The 20,031-nt window shown below is 62.3% G+C and carries 16 protein-coding genes; 3 read left to right on the top strand and 13 right to left on the bottom strand.

The features are described from left to right. From BLW55_RS16355 to BLW55_RS16340, 4 genes are all read right to left on the bottom strand, one after another. Entirely contained in the window at positions 1-786 is a 786-nt protein-coding gene (locus BLW55_RS16355) for a lysophospholipid acyltransferase family protein (protein WP_007010080.1), read from the bottom strand. Positions 787-838: 52 nt separating this feature from the next. Then, on the bottom strand, positions 839-1,087 hold the full coding sequence (locus tag BLW55_RS16350) for a DUF4170 domain-containing protein (protein WP_007010079.1): 249 nt from the start codon (positions 1,085-1,087) through the stop codon (positions 839-841). A gap of 92 nt (positions 1,088-1,179) precedes the next feature. Next, positions 1,180-1,980: a 3'(2'),5'-bisphosphate nucleotidase CysQ gene (locus BLW55_RS16345; RefSeq protein WP_007010078.1), complete on the bottom strand. Its 801-nt coding sequence runs from the start codon at positions 1,978-1,980 to the stop codon at positions 1,180-1,182. Continuing rightward, positions 1,967-3,313: a TldD/PmbA family protein gene (locus tag BLW55_RS16340; protein WP_090329495.1), complete on the bottom strand. Its 1,347-nt coding sequence runs from the start codon at positions 3,311-3,313 to the stop codon at positions 1,967-1,969. The genes BLW55_RS16345 and BLW55_RS16340 overlap by 14 nt, the downstream gene beginning before the upstream one ends. A 127-nt stretch (positions 3,314-3,440) precedes the next feature. On the opposite strand from BLW55_RS16340, the gene BLW55_RS16335 reads away from it, so the two are divergent. Then, complete coding sequence (locus BLW55_RS16335) at positions 3,441-5,246, top strand: monovalent cation:proton antiporter-2 (CPA2) family protein (RefSeq protein WP_090329494.1); 1,806 nt, start codon at positions 3,441-3,443, stop codon at positions 5,244-5,246. A gap of 107 nt (positions 5,247-5,353) precedes the next feature. Here BLW55_RS16335 and BLW55_RS16330 read toward each other — a convergent pair whose 3' ends face one another. From BLW55_RS16330 to BLW55_RS16310, 5 genes are all read right to left on the bottom strand, one after another. After that, the gene (locus BLW55_RS16330) at positions 5,354-6,244 is read right to left on the bottom strand and encodes a patatin-like phospholipase family protein (RefSeq protein ID WP_090329493.1); all 891 of its coding nucleotides are present in this window, start codon (positions 6,242-6,244) and stop codon (positions 5,354-5,356) included. A 3-nt stretch (positions 6,245-6,247) separates the two neighbouring features. Then, positions 6,248-7,603, bottom strand: coding sequence for a M16 family metallopeptidase (locus tag BLW55_RS16325; protein WP_090329492.1), 1,356 nt, complete (start codon positions 7,601-7,603; stop codon positions 6,248-6,250). Then, entirely contained in the window at positions 7,600-8,973 is a 1,374-nt protein-coding gene (locus tag BLW55_RS16320) for a M16 family metallopeptidase (RefSeq protein WP_007010073.1), read from the bottom strand. The genes BLW55_RS16325 and BLW55_RS16320 overlap by 4 nt, the downstream gene beginning before the upstream one ends. 89 nt (positions 8,974-9,062) lie before the next feature. Further along, the gene (gene rsmD, locus BLW55_RS16315) at positions 9,063-9,617 is read right to left on the bottom strand and encodes a 16S rRNA (guanine(966)-N(2))-methyltransferase RsmD (RefSeq protein WP_007010072.1); all 555 of its coding nucleotides are present in this window, start codon (positions 9,615-9,617) and stop codon (positions 9,063-9,065) included. 3 nt (positions 9,618-9,620) lie between these two features. Then, entirely contained in the window at positions 9,621-11,192 is a 1,572-nt protein-coding gene (locus BLW55_RS16310) for a pseudouridine synthase (protein WP_090329491.1), read from the bottom strand. A gap of 256 nt (positions 11,193-11,448) precedes the next feature. Here BLW55_RS16310 and BLW55_RS16305 point away from each other — a divergent pair, with 256 nt between their 5' ends. After that, positions 11,449-11,910 carry a nucleoside deaminase gene (locus BLW55_RS16305; protein WP_090329490.1) on the top strand — a complete coding sequence of 154 codons (462 nt, stop codon included), beginning with the start codon at positions 11,449-11,451 and terminating at the stop codon, positions 11,908-11,910. Positions 11,911-11,950: 40 nt separating this feature from the next. On the opposite strand, the gene BLW55_RS16300 is transcribed toward BLW55_RS16305, so the two are convergent. From BLW55_RS16300 to BLW55_RS16285, 4 genes are all read right to left on the bottom strand, one after another. After that, entirely contained in the window at positions 11,951-12,619 is a 669-nt protein-coding gene (locus tag BLW55_RS16300; protein ID WP_007010069.1) for a hypothetical protein, read from the bottom strand. Positions 12,620-12,819: 200 nt separating this feature from the next. Further along, a complete protein-coding gene (ileS, locus tag BLW55_RS16295) occupies positions 12,820-15,765 on the bottom strand; it encodes an isoleucine--tRNA ligase (protein WP_090329489.1) in 2,946 nt (981 codons plus the stop codon). Between the two features lie 226 nt (positions 15,766-15,991). Further along, positions 15,992-16,990: a bifunctional riboflavin kinase/FAD synthetase gene (locus tag BLW55_RS16290; protein ID WP_090330029.1), complete on the bottom strand. Its 999-nt coding sequence runs from the start codon at positions 16,988-16,990 to the stop codon at positions 15,992-15,994. 9 nt (positions 16,991-16,999) lie between these two features. Next, the gene (locus BLW55_RS16285) at positions 17,000-17,860 is read right to left on the bottom strand and encodes a TIGR01459 family HAD-type hydrolase (protein WP_090330030.1); all 861 of its coding nucleotides are present in this window, start codon (positions 17,858-17,860) and stop codon (positions 17,000-17,002) included. 233 nt (positions 17,861-18,093) lie between these two features. Between BLW55_RS16285 and BLW55_RS16280 the strand changes: the two genes are divergently transcribed. After that, positions 18,094-20,016 (top strand): TadE/TadG family type IV pilus assembly protein, encoded by a 1,923-nt coding sequence (locus BLW55_RS16280; RefSeq protein ID WP_090329488.1) that lies wholly within the window; start codon positions 18,094-18,096, stop codon positions 20,014-20,016. Positions 20,017-20,031 lie beyond the last annotated feature (15 nt).

Genomic DNA, 20,031 nt, shown 5'->3' with positions numbered 1-20,031 from the left:
TCACTGACCGTCGACCAGGGAGTAGGCCTGCCGCGTCGCCTCATTGAGCGAGTTGGTAACCTCACGACGCTTCTCTTCCATTGTCGCCTCGTCCGCATCGGACGTGACATAGATGGGTTCGCCCAGGATGACCGCGCTTCGGCCAAAGGGCAGGTTGATGGTGGTCTTGTCCCAGGTGCGCTCCAGCACCTTGCGGCGGCTGGTGGCAATGGCAACAGGAACGATGGGGCGGCCGGAAATGCGCGCCAGAGTGACAATGCCAAGTCCGGCCTCGCGCGGCGTGCCATGCGGAATGTCGGCGATCATCGCAACATTGCAGCCACGATCGATGGTCTTTTTCAGCATGATCAGCGCCTTCGCACCGCCTTTGCGAACGTCGCGCTCCCCCTTGCGGCCACCGGAGCCGCGAACGGTTTCAAAACCAAGTTTTTCCGCCACGAGCGCGTTCAGTTCCGCATCGGCGCTGCGGGAAAACATGGCCACGATCTTGTGCCGGCGAGGATTGATGGCCGGTCCCAGAATATGCTGACCGTGCCAGAGGGCGGCAATCGCCGGCGAATGCGCATCGATCGCCGCTTGAAGATCGTGAGACCCCTCGACACGCGGATTGGTGCGGTCGATCAGGCGGATGGCGCCCGCCATGAGCGTTGCCAGCGCCTGTTTCACAAAGCGCGACTTCGCCAGCGGCTTGCGAATACGACGCCATAGCTCCTTCAAAGGGCGGGGGCCGGTCTTCTTCCGATTGGCGGTCATGGCAGGGGAAGGCGCACTCGCCTTGTTTTCCATATGCAGTTCCTTGCTATCCCCAGGGGCTGTCCTCAAGGGTTATCCCCAAGGGCTATCCCCGGGTCTCATCGGACGCAGGGTCCAGCAGGCGGTGAAGGTGAACGATGAAATAACGCATATGCGCGTTGTCAACGGTCTCCTGCGCCTTGGCGCGCCACGCCTTTTCCGCGGATTTGTAATCCGGATAGATTCCGACGATATCGACCTCGTCGAGATCGCGGAATGTCACGCCGGTCAGCGACGTCAATTCGCCGCCGAAGACCAGATGCAGAAGCTGGGAGTTCTCTTTTTTCTCGGACATGTTCGAGCCCATTTGCAGACGAATATGGCAATAAGCAAATCGCTAACCGCCCGTGTAGAGTAATTCCTGCGATTTTGGAACCGCAAACCCGCTCATTCACCGATTGAGAGCGTTTGCGTCATGGCCTGCAGGAGCGCGCCACTGCCGGCAGCCAGCGCACCCTTCTTCGGGTCGGGGCCCGCATAGGAGGGCGTGTTTCCACGGGCGTCCCTGATCACGCCTCCCGCCTCGCGGAGGATCACGTCGGCGGCCGCCAGATCCCAGTCATGCGAATTCGGTTTGACGAAAGTGGCATCAAGCGCCCCGCTTGCGACCATGGCGATGCGGTAGGCAAGTGACGGCACATAGCCGTAGGCCCTGGTTTTCTGCAGAATATCAGCAGGCAATTCAGAAACCATCGCCTTGGGACCGGCAACAACAAACGCATCGCCTTCCGGTTTTACCGCCAGGCGCTCCCCGTTGCGGAATGCGCCTCCGCCCCTCAATGCATGATAGGTTTCAGAAAGCTCCGGGCATTCGAGAACGCCCACAATGCTCTCTCCGCGATGCACCACACCGATGCTGACACACCAGATAGGCCGCCCGGCAATAAACGCGCGTGTTCCATCTATGGGATCGACGACAAACACCCGCTCACGGGCCAGTTCCTGATCTGCCAGTGCCGTTTCTTCCGACAGCCAGCCATAATCGGGGCGTGCTGCAAGGAGTTCTTTCCTCAAAAAACGGTCGACCGCATAGTCAGCCTCGCTGACCGGCGAAACACCGCCTTTCCACCAGACCTCGGGATCACGACGGAAGTATTTGAGCGCGATGGCTCCCGCCTCGCGCGCCACATCCGCGATCAATTCGAGATCGGCTTCAGGTGCCGCCTTCTGCGGTTCACTTTCCGGCAAGCGTCATGCCTTCCACAAGCAGGGTCGGAGCGGCCGTTCCAAAATTGCGGTCGATGTCACTGGCCGGTGTCATGTTGAGGAACATATCCTTCAGGTTCGAGGCGATGGTCACTTCCGAGACCGGATAAGTGATCTCGCCATTCTCGATCCAGAAACCCGCCGCACCGCGGCTGTATTCACCGGTCACGAGATTTACCCCCTGACCGAACACTTCGGTGACGTAGAAGCCCGAGCTGATACCCTTGATCAGCGCTTCCGGCGTTTGCGTGCCGGGTTCAAGCGCCAGATTGGTGGAGGACGGATTGACAGACGAGGCGCCGCGCGTCCCTCGTCCATTGGTGCCCGAAAGACCGAGCTGACGGGCGACCGAGGTCGACAGGAACCAGTGTTTCAGGAAACCGTCCTCGATCATGACAAGCCGTTGGCCGGCAACGCCCTCGCCATCGAAAGGCCGTGAGGAAGGGCCCCGCCTGCGCTGGGGGTCGTCCGTCACCGTTATGCCGGCAGCCGCAACCTTTTTCCCCATCATGTCGCGCAGGAAGCTCGATTTGCGCGCAACCGATGCGCCATTGATCGCCGAGGCCAGGTGGCCGGCAATCCCGCGCGCCACGCGCGGGTCGTAGACGACCGGGTAGCGGCCGGTGTCGACCTTGCGGGGGTTGAGCCGCCGGACGGCCCGTTCACCGGCGCTGCGACCGATCTCTTCGGGCGCATCCAGATCGAGAAAATGCAGGCGCGAGGAGAAATCGTAATCACGTTCCATTCCGGTACCTTCACCGGCCAGAACGCTTACGGACCGGGAAAAGCGGGTCGCTTCATAGGCACCGATAAACCCTTCCGATGTCGCAAGCACCAGGCCGCCCGAGCCTGCATTCGCTCCACTGCCCGATGAATTGGTAACCCCGGACACATCGAGCGCCGCAGCCTCGGCGGCGAGCGCATCCTCCTTGAGGCGCTCGGCGGAGACCTCGGTTGCATCAAAGAGATCGAGATCGGTAATGGCTTGCGCGAGCATATCCGGCTCGGCCAGCCCCTGATACGGGTCCTCCGGCGAAGCCTTCGCCATCGCGACGGCGCGTTCGGCCAACGGGGCCGGGTCGGCATTCGCAGGGGCCGAGACGCTGGCGACCCGCCTGCCAACGAACACGCGCAGCGACATGTCATCGCTTTCGGACGCTTCCGTGCCTTCCACTTTGCCTAGCCGGACCGACACGCTTCTCGAGCGTGCGCGCACCACCACCGCATCGGACGCATCGGCACCAGCCTTCTTCGCAGCCTCCACAAGGGCAACGACCCGATCGGTCAGTTGCTGCTTTTCAATCTGATCTGTCATCGTAGTCCTGGCTGGAAATTGGTCGCGCATGGGAAACACCGGTCTGTTCCATTTATGATTCGCAGCGCACATGTGCAATGGTAAGCTGAGATTCCCCGGATACGCCCCGAGATACGCTGGAGACCCGATGGCCGTCGAAGCTGCTGCTGCCCCGCTCTACTACGAACCTCTGCTGCTCCTGGGCGGTGCAGTGATCGCCGCGCCCCTGTTCGCCCGCATCGGTCTTGGCACGATCCTCGGCTACCTCGCCGCAGGCATCGCCATCGGCCCGGTTCTCCTGCTCATATCGGACGGAGAGGAACTGCTCCACGTGGCAGAGCTCGGCGTGGTGCTGCTGTTGTTCATCATCGGTCTTGAGCTGAAGCCGGCGCGCCTTTGGGCGATGCGGCGCAGCATATTCGGCATGGGGCTGATCCAGGTGGCCGCGACCGGTGTCGTCCTCGCCATGATCACGCTGCTTCTGACGGATCTTTCCTATGGCGCCGCTTTCGTGGTCGGCTTCGGTCTTGCCCTGTCATCCACCGCATTCTCGGTACAAACGCTGGAAACGCAGGGGGCGCTCAACAGCCGGTATGGGCAGACATCCTTCTCCATCCTATTGTTTCAGGATCTCGCAATCGCCCCTCTCCTGGCACTGGTTCCGCTGCTTTCGCCCGGTGGCGAGGGGGCCGAAGCCATCAGCCTTGAACGGTTTGCGCTCGCCATTGCCAGCGTTATCGCGCTGATTGTTGCCGGGCGCTATCTGCTCAATCCGCTCTTTCGCGTCATTGCCAACACCGGCGCGAAGGAAGTGATGATCGCCGCAGCGCTTCTGGTGGTGCTCGGCTCCGCAACGGTGATGCAGATGGCCGGGCTCTCGATGGCGCTGGGGGCATTCATCGCCGGTGTCCTGCTCGCAGAATCCTCTTTCCGGCATGAGCTGGAAGCCGACATCGAACCCTTTCGCGGCATTCTTCTTGGCCTGTTCTTCATGGCCATCGGCCTTTCGCTCGACCTGCGCATCGTGCTGGAAAACTGGCTGTCGATCCTGATCGCCGTGCCCATCCTGATGCTGGTGAAGGCCCTTATTCTTTACGGTATCAGCCGTGTCTTCGGCTGTGAGCACAACGGCGCCGTTCGCGTTGCAGCCCTGCTGCCACAGGGCGGTGAGTTCGGTTTCGTACTGTTCACGGCCGCCGCCTCGGCTTTCATTTTCCCGCAGTCCACTGCATCCCTGCTGATCGCCATCGTCACCGTTTCCATGGCGCTGACGCCGCTTTCCGTGCGGCTTGGCGAAATGCTCATCCGCACGGAACCGGCAGAAGAAATGGACGAGGATTTCGAGGGTGCGGGTGCCGATGTGATGATGATCGGCTTTTCCCGTTTCGGGCAGATGGTTTCGCAGGTGCTGCTTTCGGGCGGAACCGAGGTGACCATCATCGATCATTCAGCCGACCGGGTGCGGGCCGCCGAGCGTTTCGGGTTTCGCATCTATTTCGGCGACGGCCGCCGCATGGAAGTGCTGGAAGCAGCTGGCATCCGCAATACGAAGATCGTGGCTGTCTGCACCAACGGCGCGACCGCGACGGATCAGATCGTCAACCTGATCCGCGACGAGTACCCGCATGTGCGGCTTTACGTGCGCTCTTACGACCGGGCCCACACGCTCTCGCTGCGCGATCGCGATGTGGAGTATGAGATACGCGAGACCGTGGAATCAGCTCTCATTTTCGGCGGCAGGACCCTGCAGGCGCTGGGGACCAGCGAAGAGATCGCCAGCGAAATCGTCGAGGATGTGCGCAGGCGCGACGAGGAGCGGCTGGCGATCCAGTCCGTCGAAGGCATTTATGCCGGAAACGACAAGATGCGCGTGCGCCCGGTTACGCCCGAACCGCTGATCAAGCCGAAGCGCGAGAGCCAGCGGATCGATCAGGACGAAGAACCCGTTGGCTAGGGCATTTTGCAGTCAGGTGGAATCACCTGACGTCCGCACAAATGCGGAGAAACAGACAGATAAAGCGGAGCGGCGTTCCGTGAAACGGTGAACCGCTCTATCTGATATTACGCGCGGGCTTTTTCGAAATCGGCGACGGCAGCGTCGATGGCACGTTTCAATTCTTCGCGAATCGCTTCGGTTTCGGCGAGAATCGCGTCGATTTTCATGAAATCGAGCACGCGAAAGCGCGAAACGGCCGGGCGAATGAGAATATCCGGGCGCCCGTGTTCCAGCTTCATGGCGATGATGGACTGCATCATGAGCTGACTTGCGCCGAACATGAGCTCGATGGAGGTCGGAGGCTTGCCGCCCGTGTCGTTTGGAGCGCCGACCACGTCGATGGCGATCAGTATATCGGCCTTGCCCTCCACCAGATCGAACGGCACAGGGTTGTAGATTCCGCCGTCGATCAAAGTGCGCCCGCCCCGTTCCACGGGACGGAACACAGCCGGGATCGCCGCCGAGGCGGCGAGCGCTTCCGCAAGGGCTCCGCTTTCAAGCACCGCTAGCTCGTGGCGGAAATAGTCGGTGGCGGTGACACGCAGCGGAATTTTCAGTTCTTCGAAGGTCCGCGGCACACCCGCCGGCAGGAATGCGCTGATGATGCGTTCCGCGTTGAACTGGCCAACGCGAAAGCCGCCTTCCATCATTTCGGCGAAATTTCCGGGCCGCGCTTTCCACAGGCGGCTGGCGACCTCGGTGCGGCTGCCCAGAATGGCGCGCGCATGGGCGTGGATGTCCTTGCCGCTGATGCCGGCGGCGAAGCCCGCGCCCATGAGCGCACCGATGGAGGAGCCGGCGATGACGGTCGGCTTGATGCCCAGCTCATCGAGCGTTTCGATGATGTGGATGTGCGACAGGCCGCGCGCACCACCACCGCCGAGCGCAAGCGCGAAGCTTGGTCCGCCGGCTGGCACCCTGCCTTTCGTCACGTCGTTCGCCAACGCCGTTTCCATCCGTCAGCCTCCGTTCTGGGCCTGCTCTGCAGGGCCGACCACCAGCAGTGCCGGTTCCTGTGAAAGAATACGCTTTGCGGCTTCCTTCACATCGTCCAGCGTGACGGCGTTGATAAGATCGGCGCGGCGCTCCAGATAATCAATCCCCAGATCGTCCTGCTGCAGCCCGACCAGCGTGCGGGCGATGGCGGTGGAGGAATCCAGATTGTTGATCGCATAGGAGCCGATGACGTAGGTCTTGGCCGCTTCCAGTTCCTGCTCCGTCGGGCCCTCGTCGCGCAGGCCGGCGATCACATCCTCGATGACCGAAAGCGTTTCACCGGCCCGTTCGGCGCTGGTGGCCGTCTGGATGGCGAGCGACTGGGCATGGTCGCGGCTGTGAAGATAGGACGACGCGCCATAGGCAAGGCCGCGCTTCTCGCGCACCTCGTTGAAAAGACGCGAGGAAAACACGCCGCCGCCGAGTATCTGGTTGAACAGATAGGCGGAGAAGAACTCCGGATCATCACGCTCCACGCCGGGATAGACGAGCTGAAGCGTGGCCTGCGGCAGGGGGTATTCGACGCGGATTTCCTGGCCGAGCTTCGGCGCGATGTCGGCGACGGGCTGAAGCCCGGCCTCCTCCGGCAGACCGCCGAACACCTCGTCGAGAACACCGGCAAGACGCCCGGCATCGATCGCGCCCACAACACCGATGGTCAGGTTCGAGCGGGCAAAAACGCGGGCGTGGAAAGCCTTCAGGTCTTCCGGTGAAATGCTGGCTAGGCTTTCAAGCGTGCCCTCGTCGGGATGGGCATAAGGATGATCACCATAGAGCGCCTCGGAGAGTTTTAGAAAACCCTGCTTGCGCGGATCGCGTTCGTCCGAGCGGATGCCGACGGCAATCTGGCTGCGGATACGCTCGACCGGGTCGGCATCGAAGCGCGGGCTGGTGATGGCAAGCCGCACCAGGTCGAGAACCTCGTCGCTGTTTTCGGCAAGCATCCGCACCTGCCCGGATATCTCGTCGGAGTTGGTGCGAAACGACATCTCCGCGCCCAGTTCCTCCAGCTTCAGCTGAAACGCATCGGAATCGAGATCGCCAGCGCCTTCGTCGAACAGGCCGGTCATGAGATTGGCGATGCCTTCCTTGCCTTCCGGGTCTTGCGCGGAACCACCCTTGAAGGAGAACTGGAAGGTGATGATCGGCAGCGAATGATCCTCGACCAGCCAGGCTTCGATGCCCTTCTGCGAGGTCACATCCTGTATCTGCACCGCCGCCTTTGCTGGCACGACGACGAGGATCAGGGCGAGCAGCGCCCCGGCGTTGAGGAAACTGCGCATAAAAACACCTGGATGAAAATTCAGTCTCTGTCTCACGAGCGGTCTCCCTCTTGCGGAAGGAGGTAGCCCTTCACGGCATGATCCATGTCGAGATAGCGTCTGGCGGCGGCCTGAACGGCCTCAACGGTCACAGCTTCAAGCCGCTCCGGCAGGCCGGTTATGTCCTCGACCTTGCCGCCTGTCGCCAGGACGGCGCCGAAAAGGTTGGCGCTGCGCACCTGGCTGTCGCGCATGAAAATCTGGTCACGCAGGATTTTTGTGCGCGCGGTCTCCAGTTCCTCCGGGGTAATGCCTTCGTTCCTGATTTTGTCGATCTGGGCCACAAGCGCGGCCTCGACCGTTTCAAGATCGGCACCGCCGCGCGGCTCGCCGTAAACGACGAGGGCGGAATAATCATACGCCGCACCCTGTAGATAGCTGCCGGCGCTGGACGCGATCCCCTGCTTGACGACGAGTTCCTGGTAGAGCCGGCTGCGCAGCCCCTCGCCCAGAACCTCGGACAGGATGGCGAGCGCCTCGAATTCACCCTTCTCGGCCCTGCGCGCGGAAGGCACATACCAGTTGATCGACAGGTTGGGCACGGTGACGCGCGGATCGCGGAACGTGACATCGCGCGTGGTCTTCTGGTCAGGCTCCATCGGGCGGGCGCGTGGCGGCAGATCGGGTCCGCGGGCGATCTTGCCGTAGGTCTCTTCGGCCATCGCGCGCACCGCATCGGCGTTCACGTCGCCGGCAACCACCAGAACGGCATTGTTGGGCGTGTAAAACCGGTCGTAGAAGCTCTTGAGGTCGTCGTGCGTAAGCCCCTCGATCTCCTGCTGCCAGCCAATGACCGGAATGCCATAGGGGTGATTCTGGTAGAGCGTGGCATTGAGCTCCTCCGAGAGGATGGAGGATGGCACATTGTCGGTACGCTGGCGCCGCTCCTCAAGCACCACCTGGCGCTCGGTCTCGATGTTCTCTTCCGAAAGCACCAGATTGCGCATCCGGTCGGCCTCGAAGCGCATCATATCCGGCAGTTCGGACGGTGCGATCTGCTGGTAATAGGCCGTGAAATCATAGGAGGTGAAAGCGTTCTCGCTGCCGCCCACCGCTGCAATTGCCGCAGAGAACTCGCCCGATGGATAGGTGCTCGTGCCCTTGAACATCAGGTGCTCAAAGAAATGGGCGATGCCCGATTTTCCCGGCTCCTCATCGGCGCTGCCCACCTTGTACCAGAGCATGTGCGTGGCAACAGGCGCCCGGTGATCCGGGATAACGACAACGTCAAGGCCGTTTTCTAAAGTGAAGCTGGAAACGGCAGTGTCATCCTCGGCTTCCTGCGCGGTGGCTATGGACGGCGCTGCGACTGCAACGATGAAGGCGAACGCCGCGCTCAGAGCGACATTCGCGATGGAATTTCTCATGGACAAGCCCTGTACGGTTTGTGGTGCACCCGCGCACAATGCCACGGGCTCATGACAAGGCAAAGCTATCGGCGCAAAAGTGACGAAACTCAGGCGCGCTCGGCAAAGGTTGCGCAGGAGGTACCGTATTCACGCCGTTCAATGAGCCGAAAACCTTCCGGCGGCTGGAACGGTGAGCCTGCTGCTTCCTCGACCATGACCAGCGCGCCGGGTGCAAGCCAGCCACCGGCCAGCGCGGCAGCGAGCGCCTTTTCGCCAAAGCCCTTGCCATAAGGCGGATCGGCCAGAACGACATCAAACGGCTGTATCGTCCCCACCTCGCCGATCCGCGTCGCATCGCGGCGGAAAATCTTGGCGCGCCCCTGAAGACCGAAATTCTCCACATTGGTGCGGATCAGCGCGCGGGCGGCAGCCGCCTCCTCGATGAAGAGCGCAAACGCAGAACCGCGCGAAAGCGCCTCGAGCCCGAGCGCGCCCGTGCCGGCGAAGAGATCGAGCACGCGCGCGTTTTCCAGCCGGCCGGCATGGCGGTGCTCAAAAATGTTGAACAGCGCCTGACGGGTGCGGTCCGTCGTCGGCCGGATCGCGTCCGACTTCGGCGCCGCCAGCGTGCGGCCGCGAAACTCCCCGCCCACAATCCGCATGGATCAGCCTTCACCGCCGGGTTTGCCGGGCTTGCGGCCGCCGGGACGTCCCTTGCCGGGGCGCGATTCGCCACCCGGCTTGCCCGAGAACCTGCCTGCCGGCTTTCCGGAGGGCTTGCCGCCGGGCTTGCCGAAACGCCTCTCCTCTCCGGGCTTTCCGCCAGGTTTTCCGCCTGGCTTGCCACCCTTCGAGAAACGAGGCCTGTCACCGGAAGCCGGGCGGTCGTCGCGCGAACGGAAGGGCCTGCCTTCCCGCGTCTCGCCGGCGGGGTTTTCGCTTTTCGAGAAACGGGGCCTGTCGCCACCGCGCGCGCGGTCGCCCCGCTCCGGACGATCCTTGTCGAATGGCTTGTCCCCGCGTGAACGGAACGGCTTGTCGCCACGTGCCGGAGCGGGCCCTTCCCGGCGCGGCTTGCGTGGCTTCTGCGCCCGCTCGTCGGTCTCCGCTTCGGCAGCGGCCTGTTTGCGCTTTCCCTGCGGGCGCGCACCGGGCGCCATCCACACATGGCTGCCGCGGTTCTGGCGCGGTCCGCGCTCCTCTTCACGACGACCGGGACGTGAAGTCTGGAGCCGGTCGCGCGCGGCCTCGCGTTTTTCCTCGCGGTCGCGCTTGCGGTTTTTCACAAAGGTCTTGCCACCCTCACGCTCGCGGCCACCCTGCTTCTCCTCGGCGTCGCCGTCGCGTGGCTTGCGCTCGGCGCGAACCGGCTTGTTGGAGAACGGATTGACGATGGGTGCGTCAAAATTCGCACCCGCCTTCTCGATCAGGCGTTCGCCAAGCTGATCGCGCAGGGTGCGGCCCTTGACCTCCTGCACCTCACCCTCACCCAGCGTGCCGAGCTGGAAGGGGCCGTAGGAAATGCGGATCAGGCGCGTGACCTCAAGCCCCAGCGCGCCGAGCACGTTCTTGACCTCGCGGTTCTTGCCTTCGCGCAGGCCGAGCGTCAGCCACGCATTGCTGCCCTGCTCGCGGTCGAGCGTGGCCTCGATCGCGCCATAGAACACGCCATCCACGGCGATACCGTCCTTTAGGCCTTCGAGCGCCGTGGCATCGACCTTGCCATGCACGCGCACGCGATAGCGGCGCAGCCAGCCGGTTTCCGGCAGTTCCAGCGCGCGCGCCAGCCCGCCATCATTGGTCAGGACGATCAGACCTTCCGTGTTGATGTCGAGACGACCGACCGTGATCAGACGCGGCAGACCTTCCGGCAGTGCATCGAAGATGGTCTTGCGGCCTTCCGGATCGCGGTTGGTGGTGACCACGCCACCGGGCTTGTGGAAGAGAAAGAGCCGCGTGCGCTCAACCGCCGGCAGCGGCTCTCCGTCCACCAGAATGCGGTCGGAAGCGCTCACATTGAAGGCCGGAGAATCAAGAACCCTGCCGTTGACCGTAACGCGGCCGGCCTCGATCATCGCTTCGGCATCGCGGCGTGAGGCAACGCCCGCGCGCGCCAGACGCTTGGCAATGCGCTCGCCACCCGCCTTGTCGGCCTCCTTCGGGGTCGCGTCCCTGGCGTTGCCCGGCTTGCCCGGTTTCTTTTCCCGCTTGGTGTCGTTGGGTCGGTCTTTGGTCATGATGGCCTTTTGCCCTGGGATTCCGTCTTGCGCCCCATGCGCCGGAACCACTCCAGTGTTTTAATCAGAGATCGGACTGCAGGAAAATCGATTCCGAATTCGCACCCGATGCTATAGAGGCGGCTATAGCATTTTGCAGTCAGGTGGAATCACCTGACGTGCGCATAAATGCTGAAAATAGCAAGATTGAGCACCCTTCCGGGCGCTTGGCGCTCTAGGTATCAATTCGCACCGCCAGTTGCGAGCAAAAAGATTGATGAGACCGACGAAAGCGAACTACACCAGCTTCATGGATGCAGCACTCGAAGAAGCACGCCTTGCCGCAGAACGTGGCGAGGTGCCGGTCGGTGCAGTGATCGTGCATGAAGGCAGGGTGATCGCGCGCGCGGGAAACCGCACCCGCGAATGCAACGACCCGACCGCCCACGCGGAAATCGTCGCTATCCGCGCGGCCTGCGATCTTCTGGGTTCGGAACGGCTGGTAGACGCCGATCTCTACGTCACGCTTGAACCGTGCGCGATGTGCGCTGCCGCGATCTCCTTTGCCCGCATCCGCCGTCTCTATTTCGGAGCCGGCGACGAGAAAGGCGGAGCGGTGACCAATGGCGCGCGCTTCTACTCACAGCCGACATGCCATCACGCACCGGATGTCTATCCCGGCATTGGCGAGGCGGAAGCCGCCGCATTGCTGAGGTGCTTTTTCAGGCAGCAGCGCTAAAAAGAAAAGCGGGCGCACGGCCCGCTTCTCGGAACGTCCATCAGGAGCCCCAGGGCCACAGACGACGCAGGTCGAAACCGCCGCCATCCTTCTGCGCGGCACGTTTTGCGGCGCGGGCCTTCTTGGCCTCATCCTCGCCGAGCTCGCCTGTGGGCGCGCTGTCGGCGGGCTGACGATAGTTGACCGGTGGATCGCTCAGATAGCGGCGGGTGGTCGGGTTTCCCTGCGCGGTGGCAGCGCGGCGCTTGAAGTATTCTTCGCGCTGCTTCTTGGCCATTTCCGGGTTCACAAAGCCATCCTCATTACGCGCATTGACACCAATGTCGCGCTCGATGGGAGACTTGTAGAATGGATTGTCCTGATTCTCGGTCGCTTCCGCGCGAATGCGTGCGAGGCGCTCTTCCGGCGATTCGGGCCAGGCTGGGTTGCCGGCGGAGGCAACGTCTTCCTGCGGCGGCGGCAGAACCTCCGTCGAAGAAGGCATGACAATGCCCGCGCGCGGCTTGTATTCGACGCGTTGCCTGTCCTTCGGGCCAAGCGACAGAACGCCGGTGACATCTTCGAGCAATTGCTGATCGGCAGGCTTGTCGGTTCCGTAAGTCGGTGCACCGATGCAACCGGACAAAAGAACGGCCGAGAGGCACAAAGTGCCCGAAGCCGCAACCATGCGCGCGGAACGCCGCGACGTTGTGGTTTCCGTTCTCTTCACTGCCACCTCTCTCCCAGAACGCTGCCGGCAAGGCAATGCATTCTGCTTGTCGTCCCGTTGTACCAGACCGTCGGGAAACTCAAATCACGCATGTCGCGCACGAATCCGGCAACAACGTGGCATCCTTAACCCGGCGGCATTTGTAGCGAAGGAGGCGGCGGGAAGCAATCGGCCGTGCCGAACCTTCCCCCACCAACCGTTCAAAGGCGGCCGAGCGCCTGGAGTTCATGCAGCGCAGCCGCATCGCGCGCCGATACATCCGGAAATTCCGGATCGGACCCCACATCGTCCGTGTAGCGCCAGGAACGCGCACATTTCTCGCCCGTAGCCCGCGCAAACACGACGCCGACACCCTGCACCTCGTCCAGCGTGAAGGCATCCGCCGGCGGTGCCTCATGGCGGATATCGATGCCAGAGGTGATGCAGATTTCGGCCATGTCGCGGTCGGCGATCGCCTGCTGCAAGCCCTCATCGTTCACATAGACGACCGGGGCTGCCTCAAGCGAGGAGCCGATGGTCTTTTCCTTGCGCTCGATCTCCAGCGCACCGGTCACGACGCGGCGCACCTGCCGGATTTTCTTCCACTTCTCGGCAAGTGCTGCATCGCGCCATTCCTGTGGCACGGTGGGGAACTGCTCCAGATGCACCGAACGCGCCTCCGGGTGACGCTCAAGCCATGCCTCTTCCATGGTGAAGGGCAGCATGGGCGCAAGCCAGGTCACGACACAGTCAAACAGGGTGCGGACCACCTGAAGCGAGGCCTTGCGGCGCGTGCTCGAAGGCGCATCGCAATAAAGCGCATCCTTGCGGACATCGAAATAGAAGGCCGAAAGCTCGACCACCATGAAATCGAGCAGCGAGCGGATGATGCGCTTGAAGTCGAAATTGTCATAGCCCTTGCGCACCAGCTCATCGAGCTCGGCCAGACGATGGAGCATCAGGCGCTCCAGCTCCGGCATCTCGGCCAGCGGCACATCCTCGCCCGTGTCATGCGCCAGCGTGCCGAGCATCCAGCGGATGGTGTTTCTGAGCTTGCGATAGGCATCGACATTGGTCTGGATGATCGCCTTGCCGAGACGCTGGTCTTCCCAGTAATCGGTGGTGGCAACCCACAGGCGCAGAATGTCCGCGCCCGACTGGTTCATGATGTCCTGCGGAAAAGTCTGGTTGCCGAGCGATTTCGACATCTTGCGGCCGTCTTCCGCCATGGTGAAACCATGGGTGATGACGGTGTCGTAAGGTGCCCTGCCCCGCGTGGCGCAGCTTTCCAGAAGCGAGGAGTGGAACCAGCCGCGGTGCTGGTCGGACCCTTCGAGATACACATCGGCGGGCCATTTCATGTCCGGCCGGTCTTCCAGCGTAAACGTGTGGGTGGAGCCGGAATCGAACCACACATCGAGAATGTCCATGACCTGCTGCCATGGCTCGCTGGCACGCTCGCCAAGGAAGCGCTCGCGCGCGCCTTCGGCAAACCATGCGTCCGCGCCCTCGGCCTCGAAGGCGTCGAGAATGCGCTGGTTGACGGCTTCGTCCTGCAGCACATTGCCATCTTCATCGGCAAACACACAGATCGGCACGCCCCAGGCCCGCTGGCGCGAGAGCACCCAGTCGGGCCGGTCGGCGATCATGGCGCGCAGGCGCGACTGACCGGCCGCCGGCACGAAGCGGGTCTCGTCAATGGCTTTGAGGGCGCGGCTACGTAGAGTTGAAGCGTCGCCAAGGTCCTTATCCATATAGACGAACCATTGCGGCGTATTGCGGAAGATGACCGGCTTCTTCGATCGCCAAGAATGCGGATAGGAGTGTTTGAGCCGCCCCCGCGCAAAAAGCATGTCGCGCGCGATCAGCGCCTCGATGACGGCCTTGTTGGCGTCGCCTTTCTTGCCCTTGTCGTCGATGACACGCGCCGCGCCGCCTTCGCGGTCGGGACCGAAGCCCGGCGCATCCTTGGTGAAATAGCCAGCGTCGTCCACGGTGAAGGGGATGGCCGGATCGATGCCGCGTGCCGCAAGATCGCGGGCCGCATCCATCCAGGCATCAAAATCCTCGCGGCCATGGCCGGGGGCGGTGTGGACGAAGCCGGTGCCGGCATCGTCGGTAACGTGATCGCCGGCAAGCAGCGGCACGGTGAAATCATACCCGCCGCCGAGCCCCTTGAGGGGGTGGGCGCATTCGAGGTTGGAAAGCATCTCTGCGGACACATCGCGCAAACGCTTGTACTCAAGCTTCGCCTTGGCGAAAGACTCTTCTGCCAGCGCATCGGCGAAGATCAGATTTTCACCGGCCTGCGGGCCAAAATCGTTTTCCGCTGCGGTAACCTCGAAGAGACCATACGAGATACGCGGGGAATAAGCGATGGCGCGGTTGCCGGGGATCGTCCATGGCGTGGTGGTCCAGATCACCACGTTGGCCTTGAGCATATCAGAGATAGCGGCTTCGCCTTCCGCTCCTCCAATGCCCTCGGCACCAACGACCGGAAACTTCACCCAGATCATGTCGCTTTCGACATCCTGGTATTCCACTTCCGCCTCGGCGAGTGCGGTCCGCTCCACCACGCTCCACATCACCGGCTTGGAGCCGCGATAGAGCTGGCCGGACATGGCGAACTTCAACAGCTCGCCGGCGATCCGTGCCTCGGCGTGGAAGTTCATCGTCGTATAAGGGTTCTTGAAGTCGCCCTCGATGCCCAGACGCAGAAACTCTTCCGACTGGACCTTGATCCAGTGGCTGGCGAAATCGCGGCATTCCTGACGGAACTCGTTGACCGGAACCTCGTCCTTGTTCTTGCCTTTGGCGCGGTACTGTTCCTCGATCTTCCATTCGATCGGCAGGCCATGGCAGTCCCAGCCGGGCACATAGTTGGAATCATAGCCGCGCATCTGGAAGGAGCGCGTGATGATGTCCTTCAAAACCTTGTTCAGCGCATGGCCGATATGGATGTTGCCATTGGCATAGGGCGGGCCGTCATGCAGCACGAATTTTTCGCGCCCCGCCGCGTCCTCGCGCAGGAGGCGGTAGAGGTCCATCTCCTGCCAGCGGGCGACGATCTCGGGCTCCTTCTTCGGGAGACCGGCGCGCATCGGAAACTCGGTCTGCGGCAGGTTGAGGGTCTTGGAATAGTCGATCTTTTCGAACGTATCGGTCATTTTATCGCCGTGAGGTGGGCAAAGCGTCGGAGGGCTTCGCCATAGCCATTATGGAAAATCGGAAAATGCGCGTTTGACGCGCGGCAAACCCGGACCTTCCGCAGCACTCAGGCCGCACGGAAGGCCGGGCCAATAATTCGTATGGCAATCGGTATGAAACCGGCGCGTGTCATCATGGGAACGGCTTTTAGCCGACGCTGCGCCAAGAATAAAGAGGCGAATGGCCTCACACGACCAGCCCGTCGAATGCGAGCGCCGTATCGAGGGCGGATATGGGCTTCACCCCGGCAAGCAGCGCGCGGGCTTCCGCCTCGTCGCGCTTCATCTGCGCCACCAGCGGATCGAGCCCGTCGAACTTCTCCTCGCCGCGCAGGAAAGAAAACAGCGAGACCGAACAGGTTTCGCCGTAGAGATCGCCGTCGAAGTCGAACAGGAAGGTTTCCAGAAGCGGCGCGCCCTCTTCCGTCACGGTCGGGCGGCGGCCGAAACTGGCAACGCCATTGTGCAGCGTGCCATCGGCCCGGCGAAAGCGCACCGCATAGATGCCGTGGCGCAGATCGGTCTCAGGCGGGAGCGCCATGTTCGCGGTTGGGAAGCCCAGCGTGCGGCCAAGCTTCTGGCCACCGCTCACCTCGGCCTCCACCGTATGGCGATAGCCCAGAAGGCCCGACGCTTCCGCCACCTCGCCTTCCGCCAGAAGACCGCGAATGCGGCTTGAGGAGATGACCGCCCCGCCTTCGTCGGCATAGGCATCGACCACAGTGACGCCGAAACCGTTTTCCTTTCCTGCGGCTGCGAGGAGTTCGGGCGTGCCGCCCCGGTTTTTTCCGAAATGAAAGTCGAAACCCGTCACCACATGGGTGATGCCAAGGCCCGCAACCAGCACGGAGCTGACGAATTCCTGCGGTGACAGGCCGGAGAATGCGCGGTCGAAGTGCTGTTCGACCACCACATCAAAGCCGAGCGCGCCGAGAAGTTCGGCCTTCATGGGCGCGGGCGTGAGGCGAAAAAGCGGAACATCGGGCCGGAAGACCTGGCGCGGATGCGGCTCGAAGGTGAGAACGAGCGCCGGCACGCTTTCGCGCCGGGCGATCTCCAGCGCGGGTTCGAGCACTGACTGATGCCCGCGATGCACACCATCAAAATTGCCGATGGCGACCACACCGCCGCGCCGGGCGGCGGGCAAATCCTTCAGATATGCAATGCGCTTGATCGGACCGGCCACGCGCACACCCTATCTGAGACGCGGAATGGCCGCCACGGGATTGTGGCCGTGCGTTTCCAGGAACGCGGCGAGCCGCTCGGGCTCAGGCCCCTGGCCATTGCCATATTCGCGCGCATGGATGCCATCGGTGACGAAGAGCACGTCGATGCCGTACTGATCCGCGCCTTTCACATCCGTCAGGACACCGTCGCCGATGGCCAGCGCCCTGTCGCGTGCAAGCTCGCGCCCCATGATCTCGCCAGCCGCCTTGAACGCCGCCTCATAGATCGGACGATGCGGCTTGCCGGCAATCAGCGTGCGGCCGCCAAGAAGACCGTAGTCGCGTGCCAGCGCGCCGGCGCACCAGATATGCCGGTCGCCGCGTTCGACGATGATGTCGGGATTGGCGCAGATAAACGGAAGATCGCGCATCCTGAGGCGCTCCAGCATTTCCGCATAATCCTCGGGCGTCTCGTTCTCGTCGTCGAACAGCCCCGTGCACACCACGCCCGACGCCTCGAAATCCTCGACAAGATCCACGTCGATGCCGTCGAAGATTGCCTGGTCCCGGTCCGGTCCGATGTGAAAGAGACGGCGCGGCGCGGTGCGGATCAGGTCGCGGGTGACATCGCCGGATGTCACGACGCGGTCCCACGCGTCGTCGGGAACGCCAAGCACGCCAAGCTGTTCCTCAACACCCCTGTGCGGACGAGGCGAATTGGTGATCAGCACAACCGCCTTGCCCGCGGCACGCGCCCGCGAAAGCGCTGCGCACGCCTCAGGAAAAACGCTGACGCCGTTGTGCACCACGCCCCATACATCGCACAGGACGGCGTCATAGGAACCGGTAAGGCGGTCGAGTGTATCGATGATCTGCGGGGCCTGGGGCATGGGAAAACGGGTCGTCTCGGACATTTGAGGATGGGCGGGAATGGCTCAGGCCGGGAATTATCGGATGCGGCCTTCGCTGTCACCCGGTTTTATCGGCACGGGCAAATTGCCACGCATTTGCAACAGGGGGTTAACCCAGCGGGAACCAAGAAAACATCCGCGATCGCACCAGTTACGACCGGTTAAGCACTCAAGGGCGATTTTGGGCCAGCACTGAAATTGGGGTGGCACAAATGCTCAGAAAATTCGTGCATGACCGTCGCGGCAACTTCGCCATGATGACGGTTCTGGCCATGGCGCCGATCATGGGTGTTGCCGCCCTCGTGGTGGACTACAGCCAGATTTCGCGCCAGCGGCAGATGACGCTCAACGCTCTGGATGCGGCCGGAATCGCAACTGCCCGCTATCTCACCCAGGGTGCCACCGACGGGGAAGCCAAGGCCTACGCCCTGGATTTCTTCCAGGCGAACCTCGGCGCCGTAAAGCCTGAGAACACGAAACTCGTGGTCACCCTGCCCAATCAGAACACCGGTGGCGGCACGCTGAAGCTGGAAGCGGAGCTGAAATACGCCCCGATCTTCTATCCGGTGTTTCAGAAGCTGCGCGGGGAGGCTGCCGATGCGGAACAGAAGATCGATTTCCGCGCACAGAGCGAGGTCCGGCTCAAGAACACGCTGGAAGTGGCCCTCGTGCTCGATAATTCGGGCTCCATGGACTACACTTCGACGGGCTCTTTCGAGAAGCGTCTGGCAATCCTGAAGAAGGCTGCCAAGGAACTGGTGAAAACCATCGCCGCCGAAGGCGCGCAGATGAAGCAGATCGAGAAGCCGGTACAGTTCGGCGTGGTCCCGTTTGCGGCATCCGTGAATGTGGGCGCGGACAATGCCGGTGCGAGCTGGATGGACACGGACGGGCGTTCGCCCATTCACCACGAGAATTTCGACTGGTCGACCATGAAGGACGACAATCCGGACAAGCGCGTGGAATTTTCCGGTGGCGTTTACTACAAACGCGGCAGCGCCTGGGGTGAAGAGGAAGACCAGAAGGTCACGCGGTTCACGCTCTACAACGAGATGAAGCGGATCGTGGGCACCCAGCGCGAGCGCGAGTGGGGCTGCACGTATTCCTGGGCTGGACGCTGCTACAGGGAAGGCTGGATTTACAAAGACGTCGACGTCACCGCTTCTTACACAAACTGGAGCGGCTGTGTTGAGATGCGCCCCTATCCGTACAATCTGAACGACGATGCGCCGGTCAACAGCAGGCCCGAGACTTATTTCGTTCCCATGTTCGCGCCCGACGAAACGAACCAGACGGATGGAGGGCGCCCAGCCAACAATAACTGGTGGGATGACGACGACAATGTGGGAAGAAGCCCCGCAAGGGATCTCGCCTACATGCCCAAATACTTCAAACCTTCTGAGACGGCCGCAACCGACGCCGACGAAGGACCGAATGCGAGCTGCACCACCAGGCCGATCACGCCGCTGACTGACGTCGGCAAGGTGGAGGGACTGAACAAGATCAACACCGCCATCGACGGCATGGATGCGGGCGGCGCAACCAATGTCACCGAAGGTCTCGCCTGGGGCTGGCGGGTGGTTTCGGGCCGCGCGCCGTTCAGCGAGGGCCGCCCGGACACCGAAAAAGGCAATGACAAGGTGGTGATCGTCCTGACCGACGGCGCCAACACCTATTACACGCCCACAAGCATCACCGCGCAGAGCTATTCCGGCTCCAATTACCGCTACGGCGGAAACGACCTCGCCGGTTCGAAGTCGATCTATTCCAACTATGGCTATGTGCGGAACCGGGCAGGCGAAAGCCGTCTTTTCAAGGGCGCCACCGGTGTCAGCGAATACGACTATTCAAACAGCAACTACTCGGCGGCGATGACCAGCCATATGAGCGCCATCTGCGAGAATGCCAAGAGCGACAACATCATCGTGATGACGGTTGCGCTCGATCTCGACAGCCGCGACTCTACGGAGAAGAAGCAGATCGATGCGCTGAAGGCCTGCGCCTCGGACTCGCGCACCCGAAAGGACGGTAATGGCAAGCCGGTGAAACTCTTCTGGAACGCCACGGGCGGCGATCTGGACGATGCCTTCAAGGCCATTGGCGACGAGCTTTCCAACCTGCGCATCGTCGGCTGACGCCGGGCGGCCTTG

The sequence above is a fragment of the Nitratireductor aquibiodomus genome, assembly GCF_900105565.1.
In the GTDB taxonomy this organism is placed as follows: Bacteria; Pseudomonadota; Alphaproteobacteria; order Rhizobiales; family Rhizobiaceae; genus Nitratireductor; species Nitratireductor aquibiodomus.
Note: the sequence above shows the minus strand (reverse complement) of the source record. Positions and strands in the feature narration are given on the sequence as shown.